General features: G+C 70.7%; 20 protein-coding genes. 14 read left to right on the top strand and 6 right to left on the bottom strand.

The window, feature by feature from the left end; genetic code table 11:
- Positions 1-87: 87 nt before the first annotated feature.
- Positions 88-2,271 carry a molybdopterin oxidoreductase family protein gene (locus OOK40_RS09155; protein WP_266478125.1) on the bottom strand — a complete coding sequence of 728 codons (2,184 nt, stop codon included), beginning with the start codon at positions 2,269-2,271 and terminating at the stop codon, positions 88-90.
- A gap of 481 nt (positions 2,272-2,752) precedes the next feature.
- On the opposite strand from OOK40_RS09155, the gene hmgA reads away from it, so the two are divergent.
- The 4 genes from hmgA to OOK40_RS09135 are packed head-to-tail and all read left to right on the top strand — an operon-like array spanning position 2,753 to position 7,288.
- Positions 2,753-4,072: a homogentisate 1,2-dioxygenase gene (gene hmgA / locus OOK40_RS09150; RefSeq protein ID WP_266478123.1), complete on the top strand. Its 1,320-nt coding sequence runs from the start codon at positions 2,753-2,755 to the stop codon at positions 4,070-4,072.
- Positions 4,073-4,085: 13 nt separating this feature from the next.
- The gene (locus OOK40_RS09145; RefSeq protein WP_266478121.1) at positions 4,086-4,835 is read left to right on the top strand and encodes a GntR family transcriptional regulator; all 750 of its coding nucleotides are present in this window, start codon (positions 4,086-4,088) and stop codon (positions 4,833-4,835) included.
- Between the two features lie 32 nt (positions 4,836-4,867).
- Positions 4,868-6,031 carry a type ISP restriction/modification enzyme gene (locus tag OOK40_RS09140; protein ID WP_266478119.1) on the top strand — a complete coding sequence of 388 codons (1,164 nt, stop codon included), beginning with the start codon at positions 4,868-4,870 and terminating at the stop codon, positions 6,029-6,031.
- 60 nt (positions 6,032-6,091) lie between these two features.
- Positions 6,092-7,288, top strand: coding sequence for a CaiB/BaiF CoA-transferase family protein (locus OOK40_RS09135; protein WP_266478117.1), 1,197 nt, complete (start codon positions 6,092-6,094; stop codon positions 7,286-7,288).
- A gap of 74 nt (positions 7,289-7,362) precedes the next feature.
- Here OOK40_RS09135 and OOK40_RS09130 read toward each other — a convergent pair whose 3' ends face one another.
- Complete coding sequence (locus tag OOK40_RS09130; RefSeq protein WP_266478115.1) at positions 7,363-7,626, bottom strand: hypothetical protein; 264 nt, start codon at positions 7,624-7,626, stop codon at positions 7,363-7,365.
- A 258-nt stretch (positions 7,627-7,884) separates the two neighbouring features.
- Between OOK40_RS09130 and OOK40_RS09125 the strand changes: the two genes are divergently transcribed.
- From OOK40_RS09125 to OOK40_RS09110, 4 genes are all read left to right on the top strand, one after another.
- Positions 7,885-9,417, top strand: a complete 1,533-nt coding sequence (locus tag OOK40_RS09125; protein ID WP_266478113.1) for a DUF4331 domain-containing protein — start codon at positions 7,885-7,887, stop codon at positions 9,415-9,417.
- A 135-nt stretch (positions 9,418-9,552) separates the two neighbouring features.
- Entirely contained in the window at positions 9,553-10,860 is a 1,308-nt protein-coding gene (locus tag OOK40_RS09120; RefSeq protein WP_266479057.1) for a tetratricopeptide repeat protein, read from the top strand.
- On the top strand, positions 10,857-12,392 hold the full coding sequence (locus OOK40_RS09115; protein ID WP_266478112.1) for a nickel transporter: 1,536 nt from the start codon (positions 10,857-10,859) through the stop codon (positions 12,390-12,392). Before OOK40_RS09120 ends, OOK40_RS09115 begins: the two co-directional genes overlap by 4 nt.
- Before the next feature lie 42 nt (positions 12,393-12,434).
- Positions 12,435-14,090 carry a serine/threonine-protein kinase gene (locus OOK40_RS09110; protein WP_266478110.1) on the top strand — a complete coding sequence of 552 codons (1,656 nt, stop codon included), beginning with the start codon at positions 12,435-12,437 and terminating at the stop codon, positions 14,088-14,090.
- Here OOK40_RS09110 and OOK40_RS09105 read toward each other — a convergent pair.
- The gene (locus tag OOK40_RS09105; RefSeq protein ID WP_266478108.1) at positions 14,074-14,883 is read right to left on the bottom strand and encodes an SGNH/GDSL hydrolase family protein; all 810 of its coding nucleotides are present in this window, start codon (positions 14,881-14,883) and stop codon (positions 14,074-14,076) included. The two genes, OOK40_RS09110 and OOK40_RS09105, sit on opposite strands and share 17 nt — an antisense overlap.
- A 769-nt stretch (positions 14,884-15,652) precedes the next feature.
- Here OOK40_RS09105 and OOK40_RS09100 point away from each other — a divergent pair.
- The 4 genes from OOK40_RS09100 to OOK40_RS09085 all read left to right on the top strand — a co-directional run bounded on the left by OOK40_RS09100 (position 15,653) and on the right by OOK40_RS09085 (position 19,663).
- Positions 15,653-16,582, top strand: a complete 930-nt coding sequence (locus OOK40_RS09100) for a glycosyltransferase family 2 protein (RefSeq protein ID WP_266478107.1) — start codon at positions 15,653-15,655, stop codon at positions 16,580-16,582.
- Entirely contained in the window at positions 16,579-17,682 is a 1,104-nt protein-coding gene (locus tag OOK40_RS09095) for a glycosyltransferase family 2 protein (protein ID WP_266478106.1), read from the top strand. Before OOK40_RS09100 ends, OOK40_RS09095 begins: the two co-directional genes overlap by 4 nt.
- Positions 17,683-17,702: 20 nt before the next feature.
- Positions 17,703-18,482, top strand: a complete 780-nt coding sequence (locus tag OOK40_RS09090) for a polysaccharide deacetylase family protein (RefSeq protein WP_266479054.1) — start codon at positions 17,703-17,705, stop codon at positions 18,480-18,482.
- 86 nt (positions 18,483-18,568) lie between these two features.
- A complete protein-coding gene (locus tag OOK40_RS09085; protein ID WP_266478105.1) occupies positions 18,569-19,663 on the top strand; it encodes a DUF5925 domain-containing protein in 1,095 nt (364 codons plus the stop codon).
- A 52-nt stretch (positions 19,664-19,715) separates the two neighbouring features.
- Here the strand turns inward: OOK40_RS09085 and OOK40_RS09080 are convergent, their stop codons facing one another.
- Positions 19,716-20,090 (bottom strand): GntR family transcriptional regulator, encoded by a 375-nt coding sequence (locus tag OOK40_RS09080; protein WP_266478104.1) that lies wholly within the window; start codon positions 20,088-20,090, stop codon positions 19,716-19,718.
- Positions 20,091-20,160: 70 nt separating this feature from the next.
- On the opposite strand from OOK40_RS09080, the gene OOK40_RS09075 reads away from it, so the two are divergent.
- Both OOK40_RS09075 and OOK40_RS09070 read left to right on the top strand, forming a co-directional pair.
- Positions 20,161-21,081 (top strand): GNAT family N-acetyltransferase, encoded by a 921-nt coding sequence (locus OOK40_RS09075; RefSeq protein WP_266478102.1) that lies wholly within the window; start codon positions 20,161-20,163, stop codon positions 21,079-21,081.
- Entirely contained in the window at positions 21,062-21,556 is a 495-nt protein-coding gene (locus tag OOK40_RS09070; protein ID WP_266478100.1) for a DUF402 domain-containing protein, read from the top strand. The genes OOK40_RS09075 and OOK40_RS09070 overlap by 20 nt, the downstream gene beginning before the upstream one ends.
- A 62-nt stretch (positions 21,557-21,618) precedes the next feature.
- Here OOK40_RS09070 and OOK40_RS09065 read toward each other — a convergent pair whose 3' ends face one another.
- Together OOK40_RS09065 and OOK40_RS09060 are read right to left on the bottom strand one after the other, a co-directional pair.
- Positions 21,619-22,293, bottom strand: coding sequence for a response regulator (locus OOK40_RS09065; protein WP_266478098.1), 675 nt, complete (start codon positions 22,291-22,293; stop codon positions 21,619-21,621).
- Positions 22,290-23,939, bottom strand: coding sequence for an ATP-binding protein (locus tag OOK40_RS09060; protein WP_266478097.1), 1,650 nt, complete (start codon positions 23,937-23,939; stop codon positions 22,290-22,292). The genes OOK40_RS09065 and OOK40_RS09060 overlap by 4 nt, the downstream gene beginning before the upstream one ends.
- Between the last annotated feature and the right edge of the window lie 45 nt (positions 23,940-23,984).

The raw sequence follows: 23,984 nt of genomic DNA, 5'->3' as shown, positions 1-23,984 counted from the left end.
CCGGAGCGGCGGTTCGGATGACGTTAGGTGCGGCCAAGAGCCGTTAACAAGATGTTGACGCGTGAGCAATACGAGCAAAACCCCAGGTCATCGCACCGGTGATAGCTCGACGGGGAATCCGTTGAGCACAGCGGTGCCGGACAGCGGGTCGAGCCGTGAGCCGTCGAGCAGCTGATTGACATTGACTCCGGGGCGCGCCGCCGCCACCGACATCCGGGTGCCGGGCCGGTCGTGTCCCCAGCCGTGCGGCAGGCTCACCACTCCGGTCCGTACCGCGTCCGTGATCTCCACCGGCGCTTCGACCTGGCCGCCCTCGGCGGTGATACGGGCGGGGGCGCCGTCCTCGAGTCCCAGCCGGGCCGCGTCGGCGGGGTGGATCTGCAGGGTGCAGCGGTTGGAGCCGCCGTTGAGCGTGGCGACGTTGTGCATCCAGCTGTTGTTGGAGCGCAGATGGCGTCGGCCGACGAGCACGAGGGCGGTGGGCCGCTCGGCCAGCGCGCGCCGCAGCCGGGGCAGATCGGCGGCGATCGGGTCGGGCAGCAGCTCGATGCGTCCGCTGCGGGTCCTGAGGATCTGCGGAATGCGCGGCTGGAGCGGGCCGAGGTCGACGCCGTGCGGGTTCTCCAGGAGCTTGTCGAGGGTGAGGTCGTACGGGCCGAGGCGCAGCATCATGTCGAGGCGCCGTTCCGGTCCGGTGCGGCCGGTGAGCTGCTCGGCCAGCTCCTTCGGAGCTCCCTCCTTGGTGAGGGTGTTCTCGATGACCATGTCGTCGACGGCGCTCGGCTCCGCGCCGTGCATCCCGCCCACGGCGAGCACCAGCCGGGCCTGGATCTCGCACTCGCCCATCCGCCCCTCCTCCAGGGGGACGACCGCCGGGGTGTAGCGGGCCTGGTTGCGGACGGCGAAGGCGTTGAACGCGAAGTCGAAGTGGGAGCTCTGCGACGGCGGCGGCGGAGGCAGGACCACATCCGCGTGCCGGGACGTCTCGTTGAGATACGGATCGACGCTGACCATGAAGTCGAGCCCGGCCAGCGCGCGGTCGAGGCGGTCGCCGTCGGGGGCGGAGAGCACCGGGTTGGCGGCGATGGAGATGACCGCGCGGATGCGGCCGTCGCCCGGGGTGTCGATCTCCTCGGCCAGCGCGGCCATGGGCAATTCGCCCTTGGCCTCGGGGTGTCCGCTGACCCTGCTCGCCCAGCGGCCGAGCGCGAAGCCCTTGCCCGGGGCGGCGGGGCGGGGAGCGCGATCGGTGGCGGACAGCGGGAAGAGCGCGCCGCCGGGGCGGTCGAGATTGCCGGTGATCACATTGAGCACGTCCACCAGCCAGTTGGTGAGGGTGCCGTATTCGACGGTGGAGCTGCCGACCCGGCCGTAGACGGCGGCGGTGGGCGCGGCGGCGAGCTCGCGGGCGATCGTACGGATCTCCTCGGCGTCCATGTCACAGGCGGCGGCGACCGCCTCGGGCGTGAACTCCCGTACCGCTTCCTGGACTTCGGCCACCTGCTCGACATGCGCTTCGAGCGCGCCGAGGTCGGTGAGCTTCTCCTCGAAGAGGACGGCGGCGATGGCGGCGAGCAGCAGCGCGTCGGTCCCGGGCCGGATGGCGACATGCCGGTCGGCCAGCTGCGCGGTGCGCGTGCGGCGCGGGTCGACGACGGTCAGCGTGCCGCCGCGCTTGCGCAGCGCCTTGAGCTTGCTGGGGAAGTCGGCGGCGGTGCACAGACTGCCGTTGGAGTCCAGGGGGTTGGCGCCGAGCAGCAGCAGATGGTCCGTGCGGTCCAGGTCGGGGACCGGGATGGCGACGGCGCTGCCGAAGAGGAGCCCGCTGGAGACGTGCTTGGGCATCTGGTCCAGGGTGCTGGCGGTGAAGAGATTACGGGTCCGCAGCAGGGTGAGCAGGACGGGCGGGTAGAGGGCGCCGGCCATGGTGTGGACGTTCGGATTGCCGAGGATCACGCCGACGGCATTGGGCCCGTGCTCCTCGATCAGCGGCCGGATCCGGGCCGCGACCAGGTCGAAGGCCTCGTCCCACGTGGCCTCCCGCAGTTCCCCGTTCTCGCGCACGAGGGGGGCGCGCAGCCGGTCGGGATCGGCGTCGAGCTCACCGAAGGAGGCGCCCTTGGGACAGATGAAGCCCTTGCTGAACACATCCTCACGATCGCCTCGGGCGCCGGTGACGCGGGTGCCCTCGATGGTGAGGGTCAGCCCGCAGGTGGCCTCGCAGAGGGGACAGATCCGGAGGGCGGTGCGGGTGGGGGCTGTGCGGGGCATGGGCCCTCCCTGGGGCGACGGCGATGCCCGCCAGCATACCGACCGGTATGGAGGGTGGGGAGGGGTCGGTGCGGGTCCGTGCGGGACGGGTGGCGCCTGCGGCGGGCTTGTCCCCCACCCCGCCCCTTCCCGTAACCGGGGGCTCCGCCCCCGGACCCCCGCGCCTCAAACGCCGGCGGGGCTGAAATGTGCGGCCGAGCCGCACATCCAGCCCGTCCGGCGATTGAGGACACGCGCGAAGCGCGTACGGGTTGGGGTCCCCCCGGACGGAGTCTGGGGGAGGGCGGGTAGGGGAACAGCGCCGCAGGCAACCCGAACCGCACCGCCTCGGGCGAGCCGCTCGGTGCTGCGCTGTTGCACGGGCGTGCGTCGGAGGTGGGCGTGGGACACGCGGTCCATCGTGCAGTCCTGTTCCCGTTGACGGGGCGGTCCCGCAATCCTACGGTTGTCCATAGGATTCCTTGAGCACCGGGAGCGGACGATGAGCGGCATCGAGCAGGCGCGGAAGACGGCCGAGGGCCTTGGGCAGCTGGCCGGCTTCGGCAATGAACACAGCTCGGAGGCCGTGCCTGGCGCGCTTCCGCACGGGCGCAACTCACCCCAGCGCGCCCCGCTGGGGCTGTATGCCGAGCAGCTGAGCGGCAGTGCGTTCACCGAGCCGCGGGTCCACAACCACCGCTCGTGGCTGTACCGGATCCGCCCGTCGGCCGCGCATCCTCCGTTCGTCCGCATCGACAACGGCGGCGTACGCAGCGCGCCCTTCACCGAGACCGTCCCCGACCCCAACCGGCTGCGCTGGAACCCGCTGCCCGATCCCGCCCCCGGGACGGACTGGCTGGCCGGTCTGTGGACGCTCGGCGGAAACGGTGACGCGACCCAGCGCACGGGCATGGCCGTGCACCTGTACCACGCCAACTCCTCCATGACGGACCGGGTGTTCAGCGACGCGGACGGCGAGCTGCTGATCGTGCCCGAGCGGGGCGGCCTGCTGCTGCGCACGGAGCTCGGTCTGCTCGCGGCCCGCCCCGGCGATGTCGCGCTGATCCCCCGTGGCGTCCGTTTCCGCGTCGAGCTGCTCGACGAGAGCGCCCGCGGCTATGTCTGCGAGAACTACGGCCAGCCGTTCCAGCTGCCCGACCTCGGCCCGATCGGCGCGAACGGCCTGGCCAACGCCCGCGACTTCCTCGCGCCGGTGGCGGCGTACGAGGACGTGGAGGGCCCGGTCGAGGTCGTCAACAAGTTCTGCGGGAACCTCTGGGCCGCGACCTACGACCACTCGCCGCTGGATGTCGTCGCCTGGCACGGCAACCATGTCCCGTACGTCTACGACCTGCACCGCTTCAATGTGATCGGGACGATCTCCTACGACCACCCGGACCCGTCGATCTTCACCGTGCTGACCTCGCCGAGCGACACCCCGGGCCTGGCGGGCGTCGACTTCGTCGTGTTCGCGCCGCGCTGGCTGGTCGGTGAGAACACCTTCCGGCCGCCGTACTTCCACCGGAATGTGATGAGCGAGTACATGGGCCTGATCGAGGGCGCGTACGACGCCAAGGCGGAGGGCTTTGTCCCGGGCGGCGGCTCGCTGCACAACATGATGTCCGCGCACGGGCCCGACCGGGAGACCTTCGACCGCGCCAGCGCCGCCGAGCTGAAGCCGCAGAAGATCGACGACGGGCTTGCCTTCATGTTCGAGACGCGCTGGCCGGTGACATCGACCGGGCAGGCGGCGAACGCCGGCCATCTGCAGAAGGGGTACGACGACGTGTGGCAGGGTCTTGAGCGCCACTTCCGGTCGTAGTACGGAGTACGCCGTGACCGCCTTCGCCCCCGATTCGCTGGTCCTGAACCGCAAGCTGCCGCTGTGGTACCAGGTCTCGCAGTCGCTGCGTGCCTCGATACTGGGCCGAACGCCCGAGGCGTCGCTGCGGCTGCCCACCGAGGAGCAGCTCGCCGCCCACTACGGCGTCAGCGTGCTCACGATGCGCCAGGCCCTCAAGGAGCTCGAGGAGGAGGGCCTGATCAGCAGGCACCGGCGGCGCGGCACGTTCATCGAACCGGGGGCGCGGCGGGGAGCGCCGAGGCGGCTGCTGGGCTCGATCGACGCGATCGTGGCCCAGCAGTCGGGCGAGCGCACGACGATCCTGGGGCACGGCCCCGAGCCGGTGCCCGGCGAACTCGCGGAACACTTCCCCGACGACGCCGAGGTGGTGACGTACCGGCGGCTGCGCTGCGACGGCGAGAGCGGTGAGCCGACAAACTGGGCGGAGAACGCGGTCCGTCCGGACATCGCGGCACGGCTGGACCTCGCGGACCTGGAGCGCTGGCCGATGACGAAGGTGCTGCGCGACGGGGTGGGCGTGCGGATCAGCCGCATCACGGACACCGTGGAGGCGCGCCTCGCGGACCCGCGGACGGCAGAGCTGCTGAAGGTGCCGCTGCTGAGCCCGATCCTGCACTACACAGGCGTGACGTACGACGAGAACGGCCGTGTGGTGGACGTGGCCCGGATCCGGTACCGGGGGGACCGCTTTTCCTTCTCGGTCACCGTCGACGCGGAGTGAGCGCTGTCAGGGCCCGCGGTTAGCATTTCCGCATGCCGATGCTGGACGAGCTCATGCCGTGGGGCACAGCACCCCTGCGGCTGGGGCGGCCCTGGGTGATGGCTCCGGATACCGCCTCCCTGAAGGCGCGCTGGGATGCCGTCGTACGGGCGGAGGGCGTCGAGCAGGACGCGCTGTTCGGATGCACCCGGGCGCGTACGCCGCGCAGTGCCGTCAGTCAGCTGCCCGGGCAGAGCAGCGGGACAGCCAGGTTCGTGCGGGAGCACGGGCCCTGCCCGGCGCCGGTGCGGGTCTGCCACGGGGCCTTCGACGAGCAGTGGCTGATCCCCGACCACCGGCTCATCGATGTCGCCAGGCCCGAGCTGTGGCGGGTGGCCGACGAGCGGCAGCTGTTCGTCGTGGAGCAGGGCTGGGTGGCTCAGTCCGCGGGCCCCGCCGTCAGCGTCTGCGCGCTGCTGCCCGACGGGCGCTCCCCCGCCGGACGGCCCGGCCGGATCCGGCCGCTCTACCGGCGGCCCGGGGGCATGGAGCCGAATCTCGCGCCGGGTCTGCTGTCCGCCCTCGGCAGCCGTTACGGACACGAGGTCGACGTGGACGAGATGGTGGCCTGGATCGTCGCGGCCGCCGGGCCGTCGGCCGCCGGTTGTGTGGTGCCGCTGCCCGCCGACCCCGATGTGTGGCGGTCCGGCGTGGAGTTGGGGCGAGAGCTGACGCGGATCCAGCTGCGCGGGGCCCGGGGCGGCGAGCGGCCCCGGCTGCCCGGCGGACGGCGGCCGTATGTGCGGGCCGCCGTGCCCGCGCGGCCCGATGCCATCGCGTACGACGCCGAGGAGGAGGTGCTCAGCCTGGGCGACGGCCGCATCTCCCCCGTGCCCGCCGAGGCCTGGGACTTCCATGTCGCCGGCGTTCGCGTGCTGGAGCTCTGGTTCGAGGGCCGTACCACCGCGGCCGAACCCGGGACGCTGGAGGCGATACGGCCCGCCGTCTGGCCGCAGGAGTGGACCTCCGACCTCCTGGAGCTGATCACCGTACTTTCCCTGCTGGGCAAACTCCGCAGCAGGCAGGACGAGTTGAAGGTGGAGGAGGAGATCCCCGAGCTGCCGGGCGTGCTTCCGCCGCCCGCCGCGGCCCGGCGGCCCGCCTCCGTACTCGACCACCACGAAGAGGGCCCGGAGGGTCAGTTCGCCCTGGTATGAGGGGGGGTGACGCGCGCCCGGGGTGACAAAGGTGGCACGTACACGGTAGGCACGGCTGTTATGAACCATCAGCCCCTCCCCCTCGACGGGATCACGGTCGTCGCCGTCGAACAGGCCGTCTCGGCGCCGTTCGCCACGCGTCAGCTCGCCGATCTGGGTGCCCGCGTCATCAAGATCGAGCGCCCCGACGGCGGCGACTTCGCCCGCGGCTACGACACCGCGGCTCACGGGCTAGCCTCGCATTTCGTCTGGTGCAACCGCGGCAAGGAGTCCATCGCCGTCGACCTCAAGGACCCCCGCGGTCTGGACATCGTGCGCCAACTTCTCGCGGATGCCGATGTGTTCGTACAGAACCTCGCCCAGGGAGCGGCGGCCCGGCTCGGTCTGGACGCGGCCACCCTGTGCGCCGCGCACCCGCGGCTCGTCGCCGTGGACATCTCCGGATACGGCGCGGAGGGGCCGTACGCGCACAAGCGCGCGTACGACATGCTCGTGCAGTGCGAGGCGGGCCTGGTCTCGGTGACCGGGACCGCCGACCAGCCCGTCAAGGCGGGCATTCCGGCGGCCGACATCGCCGCCGCGATGTACGCCTTCTCGGGGGTGCTGGCGGCCCTGCTGCGGCGGGGGATCACGGGGCTCGGCGGGCCGGTGGAGATCTCGATGCTGGACTCGCTGGCCGAGTGGATGGGGCATCCGCTGCACCACGGGATGCATGGGGGTGAGGCCCCGGCGCGCACCGGGGTCGCACACGCCGTCATTTCTCCGTACGACGCCTATGCGACGGCGGACGGCGGCCAGGTTCTGCTGTCCGTACAGAACGACCGGGAGTGGCGACGGCTGGCCGAGCAGGTACTCGGCCGGCCCGAGCTGGCGGACGATCCGGTCTTCGCGACCAACAGGGCCCGCACGACGAACAGGGCGGAGACCGATGCGGCGGTGGCCGATGGCCTGTCGTCGCTGAGCCGCGACGAGGCGATCGACAGGCTGGAGGCGGCGGGCATCGCGTGCGCGCGGCTCAACAGCGTGAGCGACCTGGCCGCGCATCCGCAGCTCGCGGCGCGCGACCGGTGGCGAAACGTGGACTCACCGGCGGGGCCACTGAGGGCACTGCTTCCGCCGATCGTCCTGCCGGGCGGGGACGAGGCCCGGATGGGTGCGGTTCCCGCGCTCGGCGAGCACACCGACGCGCTGCTGAGGGCCCTGGGGATGACTGATGCCGGGACAGCGGCGCTGCGCCGGGACGGTGTGATCGCCTGAGCGCGTTCGCGTACAACGGGTGAAGCGAAGGGAGGAGGCGCCGACGCGCCCGGTCTGATCCGAAAGACGCCCCCCTAGCGGCGGCTGCCGAAGAGTGAGCGACGCAGCCGCTTGAGCGGCGCGAAGAGGGAGACCCGCTCACTCTTGCTCTTGCGGGTGTGCGCGACATCACGCGAGGTGAGCTCGAGCATCAGCGATGTCGCCTCGGCCGCCTCGCCCTGCGGGACGGCGGGACCGCCCAGCACCGAGAGATGTCGGTCGAGACGGGTGCTGGTCGCACCGCTCCCACACGTGATCGCAGGGACACGCGCCCTGCTGCGCATTGCTATCTGTTCCATGTCACTCCCCACCCGTACGAGGGCACCCGGCCCGGGCAGGTTAACCCTATCGCCCCGCCGGCACACTCGTGTATCCCGCCCGCAGGATTCACCACACCCGTACGTGAGTTGACGACTACTCACCGAATCCATGTGATTCCAGGGCGACTTGGGACAGCACCTCGACAAAACTTCTCGGACTGGCGACCAATCCGTTCCGGCCTCCGCACCGAATGGCTGACATCGGAGCAGAACCAGCACTCGCGAAGGACGGATTCGATGACCGCAATGAGCAGCAGCGGGCGGGGGCCCAGGAGGCTCGCCGCTCTTACCTGCGTGGCGCTGGGCGCCGGGGCGCTCGTGGCCTCCGGCGTGACCGGGGTCGAGCCGGGCACGGCCAAGGCTTCCAGCCACCGGGAGGCACCGCTGATCTCCGGGCAGCCGCAGTACGACAACACGGACCTGTACGCGTTCGTCAGCCCCGACAAGCCCGACACCACCACGATCGTCGCCAACGTGCTGCCGTTCGAGGAACCGGGCGGCGGGCCGAACTTCTACAAGTTCGCCGACGACGCCCAGTACGACATCCACATCGACAGCGACGGTGACGCCCAGGGCGACCTGATCTACCGGTGGACCTTCAAGAACCACGTCAAGAACGGCAACACCTTCCTGTACAACACCGGTCCCGTCACCACCATCGACGACCCGGACCTCAACATCACGCAGACGTACGACATCGAGCTGCTGAGGCTGAAGAACCAGCATGTGATGCACTCCACGAAGATCGCCGACGATCTGCCGGTGGCACCGTCGAACGTGGGCAAGGCGTCCATGCCCGACTACCAGGCCCTGCGCGACCAGGCCGTGCAGAAACTCGCGGGCGGATCAACGGCGTTCGCCGGTCAGGCGGACGACCCCTTCTTCGCCGACCTGCGCGTCTTCGACCTGCTCTACGGCGGGAACCTCTCCGAGGTCGGCAACGACACGCTCAAGGGCTACAGCGTCAACTCCGTCGCCCTGCAGGTGCCGACCGCGTACATCCGGCAGTCGGAGAAGCAGCCGATCGTCGGCATCTGGTCCACCACCCAGCGCAAGAGCGCGAACGGTCACTGGGCGCAGGTGTCCCGGCTCGGTATGCCGCTGGTCAACGAGGTCGTCATACCCGTGAAGGACAAGGACAAGTTCAACGCGTCCCACCCGTGGAACGACGGTGACTTCCTCCAGTTCGTCACCCAGCCCGAGCTGCCGAAGCTGATCGAGGGCATCTACAAGATCAAGGCTCCGGCGGAACCGCGCAACGACCTGGTCTCGGTGTTTCTGACGGGCGTCGACAAGCTCAACAAGCCGCCGCAGGTGAAGCCCGCGGAGGCTCTGCGGCTCAACACCTCCATCGCGCCGACCGCCGAGCCCAAGAGGCTGGGTGTGCTGGACGGCGACAACGCCGGATTCCCCAACGGCCGGCGTCTGAGCGACGACGTCCTGGACATCGCGCTGCAGGTCGTCGAGGGCGAACTGGTCGGCTCGAAGAACGACTTGGGTGACGCGGTCAACGAGAACGACCAGAAGTTCGGCGGCACCTTCCCGTATCTGGCGCTGCCGACGGAGGGCTCGCGCGGCCCGCTCGCCAAGGAGGGCGATGCCAAGGACGCCCAGGGCAATCTGCTCAGCGGGGGCGCGTCGTCCGCCTCCTCCAGCAATGCATTCACCGACAACACGCTGATCGCCTCCGCTGTCGCCGCGGGTGTGGGCGTGCTGCTGGTCGCGCTGGGTCTGAGCTGGTGGCGGATGCGGCGCCGCAACAGCTACTGACGGCCCGACGCGAAAACGAGAGGAAAGGGCAGACAGATGTCCCTGCGAAGGGCGCCAGGAACGACAGCGGCCGACGGCCGCGACCCGGGGGGCCGGGAAACCGGCCACCGGTTCGGGGCGGGACGTGTGGCCGGGATGCTCCTGCCGGCCGGGATGCTGGCCGTCGCCCTGACCGTGGGCTTCGTCGTGTCCGGCGGCGCGGGCGACGAGCCCCCGGCGGCCCGGACCGCCGCGCCTGTGGCGGACGCGCCGTTCGAGCGGATCGGCACCGGTGACCTCGCCCGCGGGGTCACCGGCCTCCAGGCGCATCTGCGGGCGCAGCCCAAGGACGCGCGGGGGTGGGCGGCTCTGGGTGCCGCCTATGTCGAGCAGGCCAGGACCAGCGGTGATCCGACCCGGTATCCGCAGGCCGACAAGGCGCTTGCCCGTTCCCTGGCGCTCCAGCCGCAGGACAACGACACGGCACTCGCGGGTCGTGCCGCGCTCGCGGCGGCGCGGCACGACTTCCGCGGGGCGCTGCGCGCTTCGGAGGCGGCGCTGAAGGTCAACCCGTTCAGCGAGCGCGCACTCGCGTCCCGGATCGACGCCCTCGTCGAACTGGGCAGCTACGCCAAGGCGCTGGCGGCGGCCGAGCAGGCCGACGGCCGCCGCCCCGGCATCCCCGTCTTCACGCGCTACGCGTACGTCCTGGAGCTGCGCGGCGACATCGCGGGCGCCCGGCGGGTGCTCGGCGGCGCGCTGAAATCAGCCTCGTCCCCCGGCGACACTGCCTATGTCGCCACCGCCCTCGGCCAGTTGGAGTGGAGCCAGGGGGCGTACGCCCCGGCGCAGCGGTACTTCACTACGGCGCTCGACGCGGACCCGGGGTATCTTCCCGCCCTTGAGGGCCAGGCCCGCACCCAGGCCGCGCGCGGCGACTCCAAGGGCGCGGTGCCGGGGCTCGAAGCGGTGGTGGACCGGCTGCCGCTGCCGGGGCAGCTCGTGGCGCTGGGTGAGCTGTACGAAGCGGGAGGCCGGGCGGCCGATGCCCGGGCCCAGTACGAACTCATCGGCACCTGGACCGAGCTGGCCCGCGCCAACGGCGTCGACACCGATCTGGACACCGCTCTGGCGCTGGCCGACCACGGCGACAGGGCCGAGGCGCTCAAGGCCGCGCGTGCCGAGTGGGGCAAGCGCCGGACCGTGCACACGGCGGACGCGCTGGCCTGGGCGCTGCACGTCAACGGCCGTTCCGCCGAAGCCCTCCCGTATCTCGCCACATCGGCGCCGGCCGGCTGCCGCAACGCTTTGTTCCTGTACCACCGCGGCATGATCGAACGCGCCGCCGGCAGGACGGACGCCGCCCGTGCGCCGCTCGCCGCCGCGCTGAAGATCAACCCCGGCTTCTCCCCCACCGGTTCACGTGCGGCCAGGGCCGCGCTGAAGGCTCTGGAGGCGTCATGAAGAGGCGTACGACCGCTGTCGGCGCGGCGGTCCTCGTCGCCGGTGCCGCGCTCGCCGTACTGCCCGCCGGGACGGCCGCGGCGCATCCCCTGGGAAACTTCACAGTCAATCGCTACGACGGCCTCCTCGTCGCGCCCGGGCGGCTCGGCGTCGACCACGTCGAGGACCTGGCGGAGATCCCCGCGGCCCAGGCCCGTACGAAGATCGACCGCGACGGCAACCGGGAGATGTCCCCCGCGGAGCTGTCCTCGTGGGCGGGGACGCGCTGCCGGGACGCGGCGCGGGACAGCCGCGTCACGGTCGAACAGCGCACGGTCGCCCTCACGCCCGGCGCGAGCCGCGCCGAGGTGCGCCCCGGGCAGGCCGGACTGCCGACGCTGCGCGTCGAGTGCAGGCTCACGGCCGAACTGCCCGGCGGGCGGCAGACGATCGGCTTCCGGGCGGCGGGCGGCGCCGATGGGCCGGGCTGGCGGGAGGTCACCGCCCGCGGCGACCGGATGACGCTCACTTCCTCCGACGTACCGCAGACGTCGGAGTCGGGGCGGCTGACGAAGTACCCCGAGGGGGAGCTGTCCTCTGCACCTGACCGCAAGGCCGCGTCGCTCTCGGTCACGCCGGGCGGCGCGCCCGCGGCGGCGGACCGCCAGGAGGCGGCGGCCCCCACGTCCGTACTCCCGCGCGGCGCCGACCGCTGGACGCAGGCGCTGACCGGCCTGGTCTCCCACCGCGACCTGACCGCGGGATTCGCCGCGCTGGCTCTGGCGACCGCGCTGCTGCTCGGCGCGATGCACGCGCTCGCGCCGGGCCACGGCAAGACGGTCATGGCGGCCGCGGCGGCGGCGGGCGGGCGCAACTCCCTACGCGACGTGCTGTCTCTGGGCGCATCGGTGACGATCACGCACACGCTCGGGGTGTTCGCGCTGGGCGGTCTGATCGCGGTGGGCTCGGCGGCAGCGCCGTCGGTGGTCGCCTGGCTGGGCGTCACGAGCGGGGCACTGGTGGCGGTGGCGGGTGTGGTGCTCGTACGCAGGGCGTGGAGGACGCGGGGAGCCGCGCACGCGCACGGCCACTCGCACGGGCACGGTCATGACCACGGGCACGGGCACAGCCATGCCAGCGGCCACGCGCATGACCACGACGACAGCCACGGGCACAGCCACTCCCACACCCACACCCATGAACACCGCTCCCTCGGTCTCCGTTCCACCATCCTGCTCGGCTTCGCCGGCGGGCTCGTCCCCAGTCCCTCCGCCGTCGTCGTCCTCGTGGGCGCCGCGGCCCTCGGGCGGGCCTGGTTCGGGCTGCTGCTCGTCCTCGCGTACGGCGCCGGGCTCGCCCTCACCCTCGCCGCCGCGGGCTTCGCGGCGGTGCGGCTCGGCGAACGCGCCACCCGCCTGCTCGCCGATCGCAGCCGCCGCAAGGGGCGGCTGCTGACCACCGCCCAGCGCGCGCTCCCCCTCGGCACGGCCTGCATCGTGCTCGCCATCGGATGCGGATTGGCTCTCAGGGGGGCGGCAACAGCCCTTGCGTGAGGTAATTTGGGGTAGTTCCTCTGCTACCGATGGGGGCTCGCTGTGAGCGAAGTGCCGGGCGATTCGCGGCTGGTGGCAGGGCGCTACCGCCTGCTGAGCCCCCTGGGCGAGGGCGGGATGGGCGTGGTGTGGCGCGCCCGCGACGAGGTGCTGAACCGCGAGGTGGCCGTCAAGGAGGTCCGCGCCCCGGCGGGGCTCGGCACCGCGGACGAGCAGCGGCTGTACGCGCGTCTCGAGCGGGAGGCCTGGGCCGCGGGCCGTATCTCGCACCGCAATGTGGTGACCGTCTACGACGTGGCGACCGAGGACGGCCGTCCCTGGATCGTGATGGAACTCGTGCGCGGGCTCGCCCTGTCCGACGTGCTGGACGCGGAGGGCCCTCTCGCCCCGCAGCGCGCCGCGCACATCGGCGCGGAGATCCTCGCCGCCCTGCGCGCCGCCCACGAGGCGGGTGTACTGCACCGGGACGTGAAGCCCGGGAACGTGCTGATCGGCAACGACGGCCGTGTGGTGCTCTCCGACTTCGGTATCGCGATGGTGGAGGGGACCTCCAACCTGACGATGACGGGCGAGCTGATCGGCTCCCCCGAGTTCCTCGCGCCCGAGCGGGCGCTGGGGCGTACGCCTGGGCCCGAGTCGGACCTCTGGTCGCTCGGCGTGCTGCTGTACGCGGCGGTCGAGGGCAACTCCCCATTCCGCCAGAACACCCCGCTGAGCACCCTGCGTGCCGTCGTCGACGAGGAACTGCCCCCGCCGCGCAGGGCCGGGGCCCTCGCGCCGGTGATCGCGGGGCTGCTGCGCAAGGATCCGGCGCAGCGCCTTTCGGCCGGGGAGGCCGAGCGTCTGCTGCGGGTGGTGGGCGCGGGCGGCACGGCGCCCACGACTCCGGTGCCGCCGGGGCCGTACAGCCCCACCGTCTCGTCGACGTCCCCGACACCTGTCGCGCATGCACTCCCCCAGCAGCCCACGCCCGTGCCCGGTCCTGCCACCACGGCCACGACCGGTGTGCCGCCCGATCGTGCGCGGCGTGCGACGGTGGTGCTGGTCGCCGGGGTGGCGGCGCTGCTCCTGGCCGTCGGCGGTCTCGCCTGGGCGCTGGTCAACAACGGCAAGGGGAACCAGGGCGGCGGTGACAACAACGGCAGCGTGAGTCCCGCGACGGGGAGTTCGAGCGCGAGCCCCGGCAATACGGCCACCGCCCCCGGAGGCGGCGGGACGGACGGCGGCACCACTGACAACAGCGGAAACAATGGCAACAAGGGTGGCGGCAACGGCGGTACGTACACCCCGCCGCAGACCGTCAAGGTCTACGCCGAGACGGTGCACGGCAGTTACTCGGGCACCTGCCCGCCGCCCGAGGCGGAGGCTCCGGCCTTCCGGGCGACGATCACGGTGGGCCGTACCCCCGCCTCTGTCGACTACCGCTGGGCGACGAAGAGCGGCGAGAGCTCCGACCCGGGGTGGAAGACGCTCGACTTCGAGGCCGGAGGCTCGAAGCAGAAGCAGGTCAGCCACATCGAGCTGACGTACAAGCAGGGCGAGACGCACCACGACCGGATCCGGGTGGAAGTCCGGAGTCCGGTCGAGGCACGCTCCAACTGGATCGATTTCTCGGTCACCTGCGAGCAGGAGAGCCCGACGGACGGTAGCTCCTACACCGCGAACGCCACGACCGCCGTTCTCAGGCGCGCGAGCTGAAGACGGGCAGGTAGCCGCCGGACTGTCCGGAGGCGGTGGGGTGGTACGACTCGCCGATGTTGAGCCAGTTCAGGCTGTGCAGCCATGCCGACCCGGAGCAGATCTCGTGTCCGGTGAAGGCGGGGGTGACATCGGCGAAGGAGTAGCCGTGGTCGGCCGCTCGCTTCGCGGTGGCGGCGTTGAGATAGTCCGCGGCGCCGTTGATCGCGGCCCGTTCGTTCTCGCTCAGTCCTGCGATGCAGCTTCCGCCGAGCTTGTAGAAGCGGGGGTAGCCGAGGACGACGACCCGGGCAGCGGGTGCCTTGGAACTGATGGCCGAGTACACGGAGTCGAGCTTGCCGGGCAGGGTGCTGTCGACGTACGCCTTGGCCTGGTTGATGCGGTTGATGCAGCTGGACTCGGACTGCAGGACGCAGGTGGTCATGACGTCGGAGAAGCCCGCGTCATTGCCGCCGATGGTGATCGAGACGAGGTCGGTGGCGGAGTTGAGGGGGCCGAGCTGACCGGCCGTGACATCACCCGTACGAGCGCCCGAGCAAGCGGTGAACGCGAACGACGAGGGTGAATGCGCGGCCGCCCAGAGCTTGGGGTAGGCCTTGGTGCTGCGCTTGCAGGAGCCGCTCGCACTGTCGTAGCTGCCGGCGCCGACGCCTGAGGAGTAGGAGTCGCCCAAGGCCACGTAGTCAAGGGCGAGGGCGCTGTCCGAGGCCTGTGCCTGGCCTGCTCCGGTGAGAGCGAGGACGGCGCCGAGGAGGAGTGAGGATGAGAATGCCGCGATTCGGGACAGTTTCATGGAACCTCCCTTTAGCAGGATCTCTGCCTCAACTTTCGTAGCAGCGGGCATACTTCACCGGAAGTGTCCATGCCAAGAATGTTGCGTGAGCGCTTCTTGACGGTTACGTACGAGCTGCACAGCCCGGACCGGCGGGCGGTCTCGCCGCCGCGCTCCCCCGCCTCGACCCGGCAACCCGTGCCGCCCTGGCAGCGGCCGGTGCGATCGCCATCGACCTGCTGGTCGCCCAATCGCTGAAGTCGCCGCACGTCCTGACGGTGGACGGAGGGATCACGACGATCGCCGTGATCACCGCTCTGCTCTTCCTCTGGAGCCTCGGCCGGCGAATGCGGAACCCGGAACAGATCAATCCGACTGGGCGGTTGATGAAAGGGATCAAGAAATTCCGATCAAGGCGCTCGCATATCTGACCACCGAATGTGTATCAAAAAGAAAAAAGTGCGTCCTTGTCCCAGGTCTTGCCATACAGTCCTAATCATCAATACCGTCGTACATCCACCCGCAACGGTCCATCACGCAAAGCGACTCCAGGGGAGGGCTCAAGCGTCGCGATGGGTTCCTGAGCGGGGCGCGGTAGGGGGGTGCCGTGCTCGGTTTTCGCGCTCTTGCCGAGCCGTTACGCCGCGCGGCCAGTTTTGCCAGCTCACCCACCAAGTACGGAGTCGCTATGTCGTGTTGGCCGGGGTGAGAAGAACCCCCCTTTCGAACCGGAAACTCATCCGGACTGCCCGGGGGTGGGCAGTCCACCGGTGGAGAGGGAACCAGACTCATGAGCTCAGTCCTGCACCCGGCCGCTCCGGGGCAAGATCCGTATCTCGAGCCGTCGCACCATCAGGGCACCACCGAATCAGCCGCCGCATCCGTCACAGAAACCGCCACCGATTCCGCTGCCGCAACGGAAGGTCCGGCGAAGGGAGTCGGCCGGATATCAGCTGCCTACCGGCCGATCTCCTCACATCTCGCGATCACTCCGCCCGTGAGCGTCGTGATCCCTGCCATGAATGAGGCGGAGAATCTTCCGTACGTCTTCAAGACACTCCCCGACTGGATTCATGAAGTAGTCCTGGTCGACGGGAATTCCAGCGACAACACCGTCCAGGTCGCCCGCGAACTGCGGCCGGACATCAAGGTCGTCAAACAGGTCGGCAAGGGCAAAGGGGATGCCCTCATCAGCGGATTCGCCGCCTGCACCGGCGACATCATCGTGATGGTCGACGCGGACGGCTCGGCCGACGGCCAGGAGATCGTTTCCTATGTGTCGGCCCTCGTCTCCGGCGCCGATTTCGCCAAGGGCTCCCGCTTCGCCAATGGCGGCGGCACCGATGACATGACCGCGATCCGCAAGCTCGGCAACTGGGTCCTGTGCTCCGTCGTCAACGCCAAGTTCGGGGCCAGATACACCGACCTCTGCTACGGCTACAACGCCTTCTGGAAGCACTGCCTGGACAAGATCACTCTGGACTGCACCGGCTTCGAGATCGAGACGCTGATGAACATCCGGGTGGTCAAGGCCGGTCTGCGCGTGCAGGAGGTCCCCAGTCACGAGTACCTGCGCATCCACGGCGTCAGCAACCTCAGCGCCGTACGGGACGGACTGCGGGTCCTCAGAGTGATCCTCGAGGAGAAGGGAGTCAGCCGCGCCGAGCGCCGTCGCGAGGCGTCGCTGAGCCTCAGGATGTCGCGGGGAGAGGTGTCTTGAGCGACCGACGCTTCTCAGTGGTGATCTGCGTTTATACGGAGGACCGCTGGGAGGACATCCTCACGGCCGTCGGCTCCGTACGGCGTCAGTCGCTGCCCGCGCTGGAGACGCTGCTGGTGGTCGACCACAATCCGGCGCTGCTGGAGAGGCTGGCCAGGGAGTACAAGGAGTACCGGGAGTTCGGCGGGCAGAGCGAGAACGTCGCGCAGGGTGAGGAGGTGCGGGTGCTCGCCAATGCGGGCCCCCGCGGCCTCTCCGCAGGTCGCAACACCGGAATCGCCGCGGCCCGGGGCGAGTTCGTGGCCTTCCTCGACGACGACGCCGTGGCCGAGCGTGACTGGCTGCGGTACTTCGCCGAGGGATACGACGACGACCGGGTGATGGCCGTCGGCGGCCGGACGATGGCCGCCTGGGCCTCGGGGCGCAGGCCGGTCTGGTTCCCCGAGGAGTTCGACTGGGTCGTCGGCTGTACGTACCGGGGCCTGCCGCGCGGCAAGGTGCGGGTGCGCAATGTGCTGGGCGGCAACGCCTCCTTCCGGCGCACGGCGTTCGACGCGTCGGGCGGCTTCGCCACCGGCATCGGGCGCGACGGCGACAAACGTCCGCTGGGCTGCGAGGAAACCGAGCTGTGCATCCGGCTCGCCAAGGCGCTGCCCGAGGCCGTGCTGCTGATCGACGACCGCGCGGTGATCCACCACAAGGTCCCGGCGGCGCGAGAGCGGTTCGGGTACTTCCGCACCCGTGCCTACGCCGAGGGCCTGTCCAAGGCCCTGGTGGCCCGAAGTGTGGGCGCGGACAAGGGCCTGGAGTCCGAACGCCGCTACACCACGCGGGTCCTCCCGGCGGGGGTCGTACGCGGTCTGCGCGACGCGATGCTGGGCCGCCGCGGCGGAGCGGGCCGGGCCGGCGCGATCGTCACCGGGGTCGCGGTGGCGGCGGGCGGCTATGCGGTGGGGAGCCTGCGGGCGCGCGGGGGCGGGGCGACGTTCTCGTCCGGGCCGATCGCTGCAAGCCCGGCCCCGCCGGCTGCCGATCCTGTGAGACCCGGGCCGATCACGGGAACCCCAGCCTCGTCGGTACCGGGAGGTACATCAGGGTGAACCAGCCCGTCCCCGTCCTGATGTACCACGCCGTCGGACACCGGCCGGCCGAGGCCACGTACGGCCTGTCCGTCTCGCCCGAGGCCTTCGCCGAGCAGCTCGAGCTGCTCGGCGGGGGCGGGTTCACGCCCGTCACCACCGCACAGCTCGGCGACGCGTGGCGGTCGGGCGGGCGCCGGCCCCTGCCCCGCCGCCCGGTGCTGATCACCTTCGACGACGGTTACGAGGGCGTGCACCGGCATGCCCTCCCCGTCCTCGCCGAGCACGGATTCGCGTCCACCTTGTTCGTCTCGACCGGCTGGCTGCGCGGCGCCCATGACGAGGGCGGCGCGCTCGACACCATGCTCGACTGGGACCAGGTGCGCGAACTGGCCGCCGCGGGCACGGAGATCGGCGGCCACACCCACACCCACCCGCAGATGGACCAGCTCGACGACGACCGGCTGCGCTACGAGACGGCCCGCTGCCGGGACATCGTCGCCGACGAACTGGGCACCGCGCCGGTCTCCTTCGCCTACCCGTACGGCTACTCCAGCCGCCGGGTGCGCCGAGCGGTCCGGGCGGCGGGCTTCGCGCAGTCGCTCGCCGTGGGCAACGCGCTCGCCCTGCCCCGGCAGGGGCCGTACGCCGTCCAGCGGGTGACCGTACGGCGCTCCACCGGTATCGAGGAGTTCGAGCGGCTCGTCGAGGGGAGGTCGATCGCCCGGAACTTCGCCAAGGACCGTGCCCTCACCAAGGGGTACGCCGTGGTGCGCCGCACACGCCGGGCCGTCGGGCTGATCCGCGGGACCGTCGGCTGATGCCGGAGCCGGCCGGCCCGCGGCCCGGGCCGCGCCACCGGTCAAAACACCGTGCGCGCGGCGGTCCCGTGCCGGATCATGGGCGCATGTCTGCAAAGCCTCAGGACGCACTGCCGATCCGGCTCACCGTCGACGACAGCGATTCACCTTCGGACGTCGTCGACGCGCTGTTCCTCGGCCGCTTCGCGACGGGCGAGCAACCGTACTCCCACAGCTCCACCATCGACCGTGTCAGGCCCGGCGCCACCCTGCTGCCTCCGGCAGCTTCCGTACTGCGCTCAGCGCGGGACGACGACCGCAGCGCCACACTCGCCGAGGGCGAGGGCTGGACTTTGCTCATCTCCCGCTGGAACCGCGGCGCGGACGTCACGGTCACAGCGGTCACCTCCGAGCTCGCCGAGAAGGTCCTCAAGCAGGCCACGGACGGTGCGGCGGACGAACCGGAGCCGCAGCCGGAGAACGTGACCATGGGATTCTGGTACGTCTCGCCGCGCCGCGGCCCGCACCGCACCACCCGCCAGATCGCCGCCGGTACCTGGGCCGAGGTCCGGCCCAACTACACGGCGCCGGTGGCCGATGCGATGGACCGGCTGATGAAGGTCACGCCGGACGACATCGCCGGCCGACTGCTCCTGCTGCACGGCCCGCCCGGCACGGGCAAGACCTCCGCCCTGCGAACGCTGGCCCGCTCCTGGCGGGACTGGTGCCAGGTCGACTGCGTACTCGACCCCGAGCGTCTCTTCAACGACGTCGGCTACCTGATGGACATCGCGATCGGCGAGGACGAAGGCACCTCGAAGGGCCGCTGGCGACTGCTGCTCCTGGAGGACTGCGACGAACTGATCCGCGGCGAGGCGAAGCACACCGCCGGCCAGGCGCTGTCCCGGCTGCTCAATCTCACGGACGGTCTGCTGGGCCAGGGCCGCAATGTCCTGGTGGGAGTGACGACCAACGAGGACCTGGAACGGCTCCACCCGGCGGTGGTCCGCCCGGGCCGCTGTCTGGCCCGGATCGAGGTGGGGGCGCTGACCCGCAAGGAGTCGGTGACCTGGCTGGGCACGGAGGAGGGAGTCGGTCGTGAGGGCGCGACGCTGGCCGAGCTCTACGCCCTGCGCCGCGGGCACAGCCCTACGTCGGTCCCTCTCCAGCACGACGGCGCGGACGCGGGGCTGTACCTGTAGCCAGTGGCGTTTGAGGCGCGGGGTCCGGGGGCGGAGCCCCCGGCACCGGACCTCAGCCGCCGTACGCCGCCCGCAGCGCGTCCCGCGCCGCGGACAGCGCCGCCTCCTGCGTCAGGCCGAGGCGATGCACCTGCTCGGCAAAGGCCGCCGCTGCCGCGGCCGCCCGGCGTTCGGCCGCATCGCCCGCTGCCGCGATGAACGTGCCGTTCCGGCCTCGGGTCTCGATCACTCCGTCGGTCTCCAGCGCGCGGTACGCCTTGGCGACGGTGTTGGCGGCGAGCCCGAGCTCCTCGGCAAGCCCGCGCACGGTCGGCAGTTTGTAGCCCACCGGCAGTGCGCCCGACCGCGCCTGCTGGGAGATCTGGGTACGCACCTGTTCGTATGGAGCCAGGTCCGCATCGGCATCAATGGCGATCTTCAAGGTCACCCGCCGATTCTCCCTCACCGCCGGAAATTGAGAGGCGAGGCCACCCGGCGGGCACGTACCGTCCCTCCCCATGACTTTGATCGTCCGTGATTTCCGACCCGATGACGCAGCGTCGGTGTCCCGCGTCAGGCGTGCCGCTCTCCCTTACATGGTGACGACGCCGGCAGCCGTCGCCTTCGGTGTGGAGTCCGCCAACCCGGCCAAGAAGTACAGGCTGTTGATCGCCGAGAAAGACGGGGAAATCATCGGCACTGCCCATGCCGGCATCGCGTACGACTCCAGTGAGCCGGGTCAGTCGTTCGTCACTCCGCACGTCCACCCGGAGCACCGCGGCCGGGGCGCGGGGGCGCTGATTCTGCGCACCGCCGAGGAGCATCTGGCGGCCGAGGGCGCGAGGACCGTCTACGCCTGGGTGATCGACGAGCCGGAGTCCCGGGCCTTCGCGGAGAAACACGGCTACCGGCCGACCCGTCCAGCCCACTTCCAGCGTCTTGACCTCGCGAACGGAACGCTGCCGCCGCTGCCTGAGCTGCCCGCGGGCGTCGAGCTGCGTACCGCCGCAGACTTCGAGGCCGACCCGCGGCCGATGTTCAGGGCCGATGCCGAGGCCACGTCGGACGAGCCCAGCGACATCGGCGCGGACTTCGACGATTACGACGACTGGATCCGCCACACCTGGAACAACCCGCTGCTCGACCGTGGGCTGAGCTCGGTCGTGCTGGTGGACGGCGAGGTCGCTGCCTTCACAGCGGCCCAGTCGGACGGCGGCACCCGCTATATGTCCGGCATGACGGGCACGCTGCGCGCTCATCGCGGGCGGGGTTTCGCGAAGCTCGCCAAGACCGACTCGCTGCGCCGCGCCCGCGCGGCGGGTCACACCGAAGCGTTCACCAGCAATGACGCGGACAATGGCCCCATGCTGGCGATCAACAAGTGGTTCGGCTACGAGATCTGCGCGACGGAGGTACGGCATGTCCGCACGCTCGGTTGAGGTGGTCCTGGTCAAGGCGGGCCGGACCAAGATCCGTTACGCCGCGGAGCTGCTCGCGGACGACGGCACCCATGTGACCGTGCGCGCGCCGTGGGCGGGCGAGGAGGCTCGTGACTTCGGCTTCGTACGCTTCGAGGCGGGCGATGTGTTCACCGAGCACTACTGGCGGGACCGCTGGTACGCGGTGAAAGAGGTCAGCTCGAGCGACGGCGCGCTGAAGGGCTGGTACTGCGACATCACCCGCCCCGCCGTCCTGGACGGCGACGAGCTGGTCGTCGAGGACCTGGACCTCGATCTGTGGGTGTCGGCGGACGGCGCTCAGGTGCTGCGGCTGGACGAGGACGAGTTCGAGGAGAGCGGCCTCGCCGCCCGCGACCCGGGGGCCGCCGAGCGTGCGGTGGACGCCCTCGACGAGCTCGAAGTCCTCGCCCACCGGGGCAAGTTGACCGACCTCCTCGATCGGACCGGTCGTTAGGTCCTGTGCGAGCTGCTTGCGGTAGCGGATGCGGTCGTACGGCCCGCCCACGCGGGGCGCCCTCAGCTGCGCCAGCTGTAGCGGCGCTCGGGTCTGCCCGCGGCTCCGTACCGCAGGGACACCTCAGCGTGGCCCGTGCACTGGAAGTGTTCGAGGTAACGGCGGGCGCTGACGCGGGAAATGCCGGCCCGGGCCGCGCACTCGGCGGCGGACAGCGATCCGTCGGTACCGCGCAGCGTCCGCTCGACGAGTCCCGCGGTCTCTACGCTCATGCCCTTGGGCAGCACAGGGCTCGATGTGGGCAGGGCGGTGCCGGCCAGCACCCGGTCCACGTCTGTCTGGTCCCTGACGACTGAGGCGAGCAGGCTGCTGCGCTGGGCGGCGTATCGTTCGAGGCGGGGGCGCAGGTCTTCGAACTCGAACGGCTTCAACAGGTAGTTGACCACGCCCTGGCGGACGGAACGGTGGACTGCGGCTGCCTCGCGCGCGGCAGTGATCACCATGACGTCACAGTCATGGCCGGCGGTCCGGAGACGTGGAATGACATCCAGTCCGAACATGTCCGGAAGATACAGATCGAGCAGGACCAGGTCGGGGCGCAGCTCGCCGACGGCTGTGACCGCCTGTTCGCCGGTGTTCGCCGTGCCGACGACCCGGAACGGCTCGACGCGGTCGACGAAGGCCCGGTGGACTTTCGCCACCATGAAGTCGTCGTCGACAACCAGCACGTCGATCATGAGGAGGCTCCTTCCGGTACCGCGTCGGCCGGGCTGCCGACGGACATCCGAGCGGTGAACATGGCACCGTCGGGCGTGTTGGCCACCGCGACCTCGCCGCCGCGGCGCTTGCAGACGAGCCGGGTGAGCGCCAGTCCGATGCCCCGCTCCCCCTCTTGGGCGGCTTTCGTGGTGAACCCGTGTGAGAACACCTCGTGGGCGAGTTCGGGCGCTACTCCAGGGCCGGAGTCGCGCACCACGATCTCGACGCTGGACGCGTCCTGCCGCAGTTCGACCTCCACCCAGGCCTCGTGGCCGTCGTCGTCGCCGGCCCCGGCCGCATCGACCGCGTTGTCGACGAGGTTGCCGAGTACCGTCGCCACGTCCGCCGAATCCTCCGGCGCCAGCCGGTCGAGCGACGTACGCTCCGAGACACGCAGCGCGACCTTGCGTTCCGCCGCAAGTGACGACTTCGCCATCAGCAGAGCGCCGACGGGCATGTCGCGGATTCGTCTGTTCACGGTCATGTCCAGCGACTGGCGGTGCCTGCTCAGCGCGCGGACGTACCGCACCACATCGTCGTGCTTGCCTATCTGGATCAGTCCGGAGATCGTGTGCAGCTGATTGGCGAACTCATGGCCCTGCGCGCGCAGCAGCTCGGCGGAACTGCGGAACGATCCGATCTCGCGTTCCAGCTGGGCCAGTTCGGTACGGTCCCGCAGGGTCGTGACCGAGCCGAGCCGGCGGCCGTCCTTGGTGACCGTCATCCGGTTCATCACCAGCACCCGGCCCCGGCGTATGACGACCTCGTCGCGTCGCCCGACTGCATCACTGGGGGATCCGGCCAGCACGTCGTGCAATCGGCCCTCGATCCCGAGGTCGGCCAGGCTCATCCCCACACAGTTCTCGGGCAGATCGAGCAACCGCCTGCCGACCGCGTTCACCAAGGTGAGCCGCAACTGCGGGTCGAGGGCGATCACGCCTTCCGCAATCCCGTACAGCATCGCCTCGCGGTGCTCGGCCAGCCCGGCGATCTCACGGGGCTCAAGGCCGAGGGTCTGGCGCTTGGTGCGCCGGGCCAGCAGCCACGATCCGACCAGGCCGATCCCGCTCGCGATGCCGAGGTAGGCGAGCAGATACGACGACGCGTTGCCCAGCCGCTGCCAGGCCGTCGGTGACGCCTCGCTGACCATCACCGTCCCCAGGTGGCGGCCGAGGTTGTGCTGAGCCGCTCCGATCACCGGAACCTGGGCCACCATTTGGCTGGAGCCGTCCAGCGTCACTTCGCCGGACCAGCCGCGGGCCTCGGCGACTCCGGGACCCAGTGACATCCGGTCACCGACCGTCGTGGGATTCGTGGAGCTGACGATCTTGCCGCTGCCGTCGGCGACGGTCACGGACGTAACGCCGGACTGGGTCAGCGTGGTCTGCACCAGGGGGGCGAGTACCTCTCCCGGTGCCGGCCGGTCGAGCTGGCTGCGCGCCAATGGGTTCCCGGCCATCTGTTCGGCCAACGCGGTGACCCGGCGTCCTTCCACCCGTTCGAAGGTCGCTTCGGACTGAGCCAGTGAGATCGCGGCGACCGCCACCAGCACCGCCACGATGATGGCGAGCTGCAGCACCAGCAGCTCGCCGGCGAGTGTATGGCGGCGAAACTTCACGACCACAATGAACTCAACCTTCAATGCTGACACAACGCAGACGGGGTGTCT

The organism is Streptomyces sp. NBC_01481 (assembly GCF_026339995.1).
Taxonomy (GTDB): Bacteria; Actinomycetota; Actinomycetes; order Streptomycetales; family Streptomycetaceae; genus Streptomyces.
Note: the sequence above shows the minus strand (reverse complement) of the source record. Positions and strands in the feature narration are given on the sequence as shown.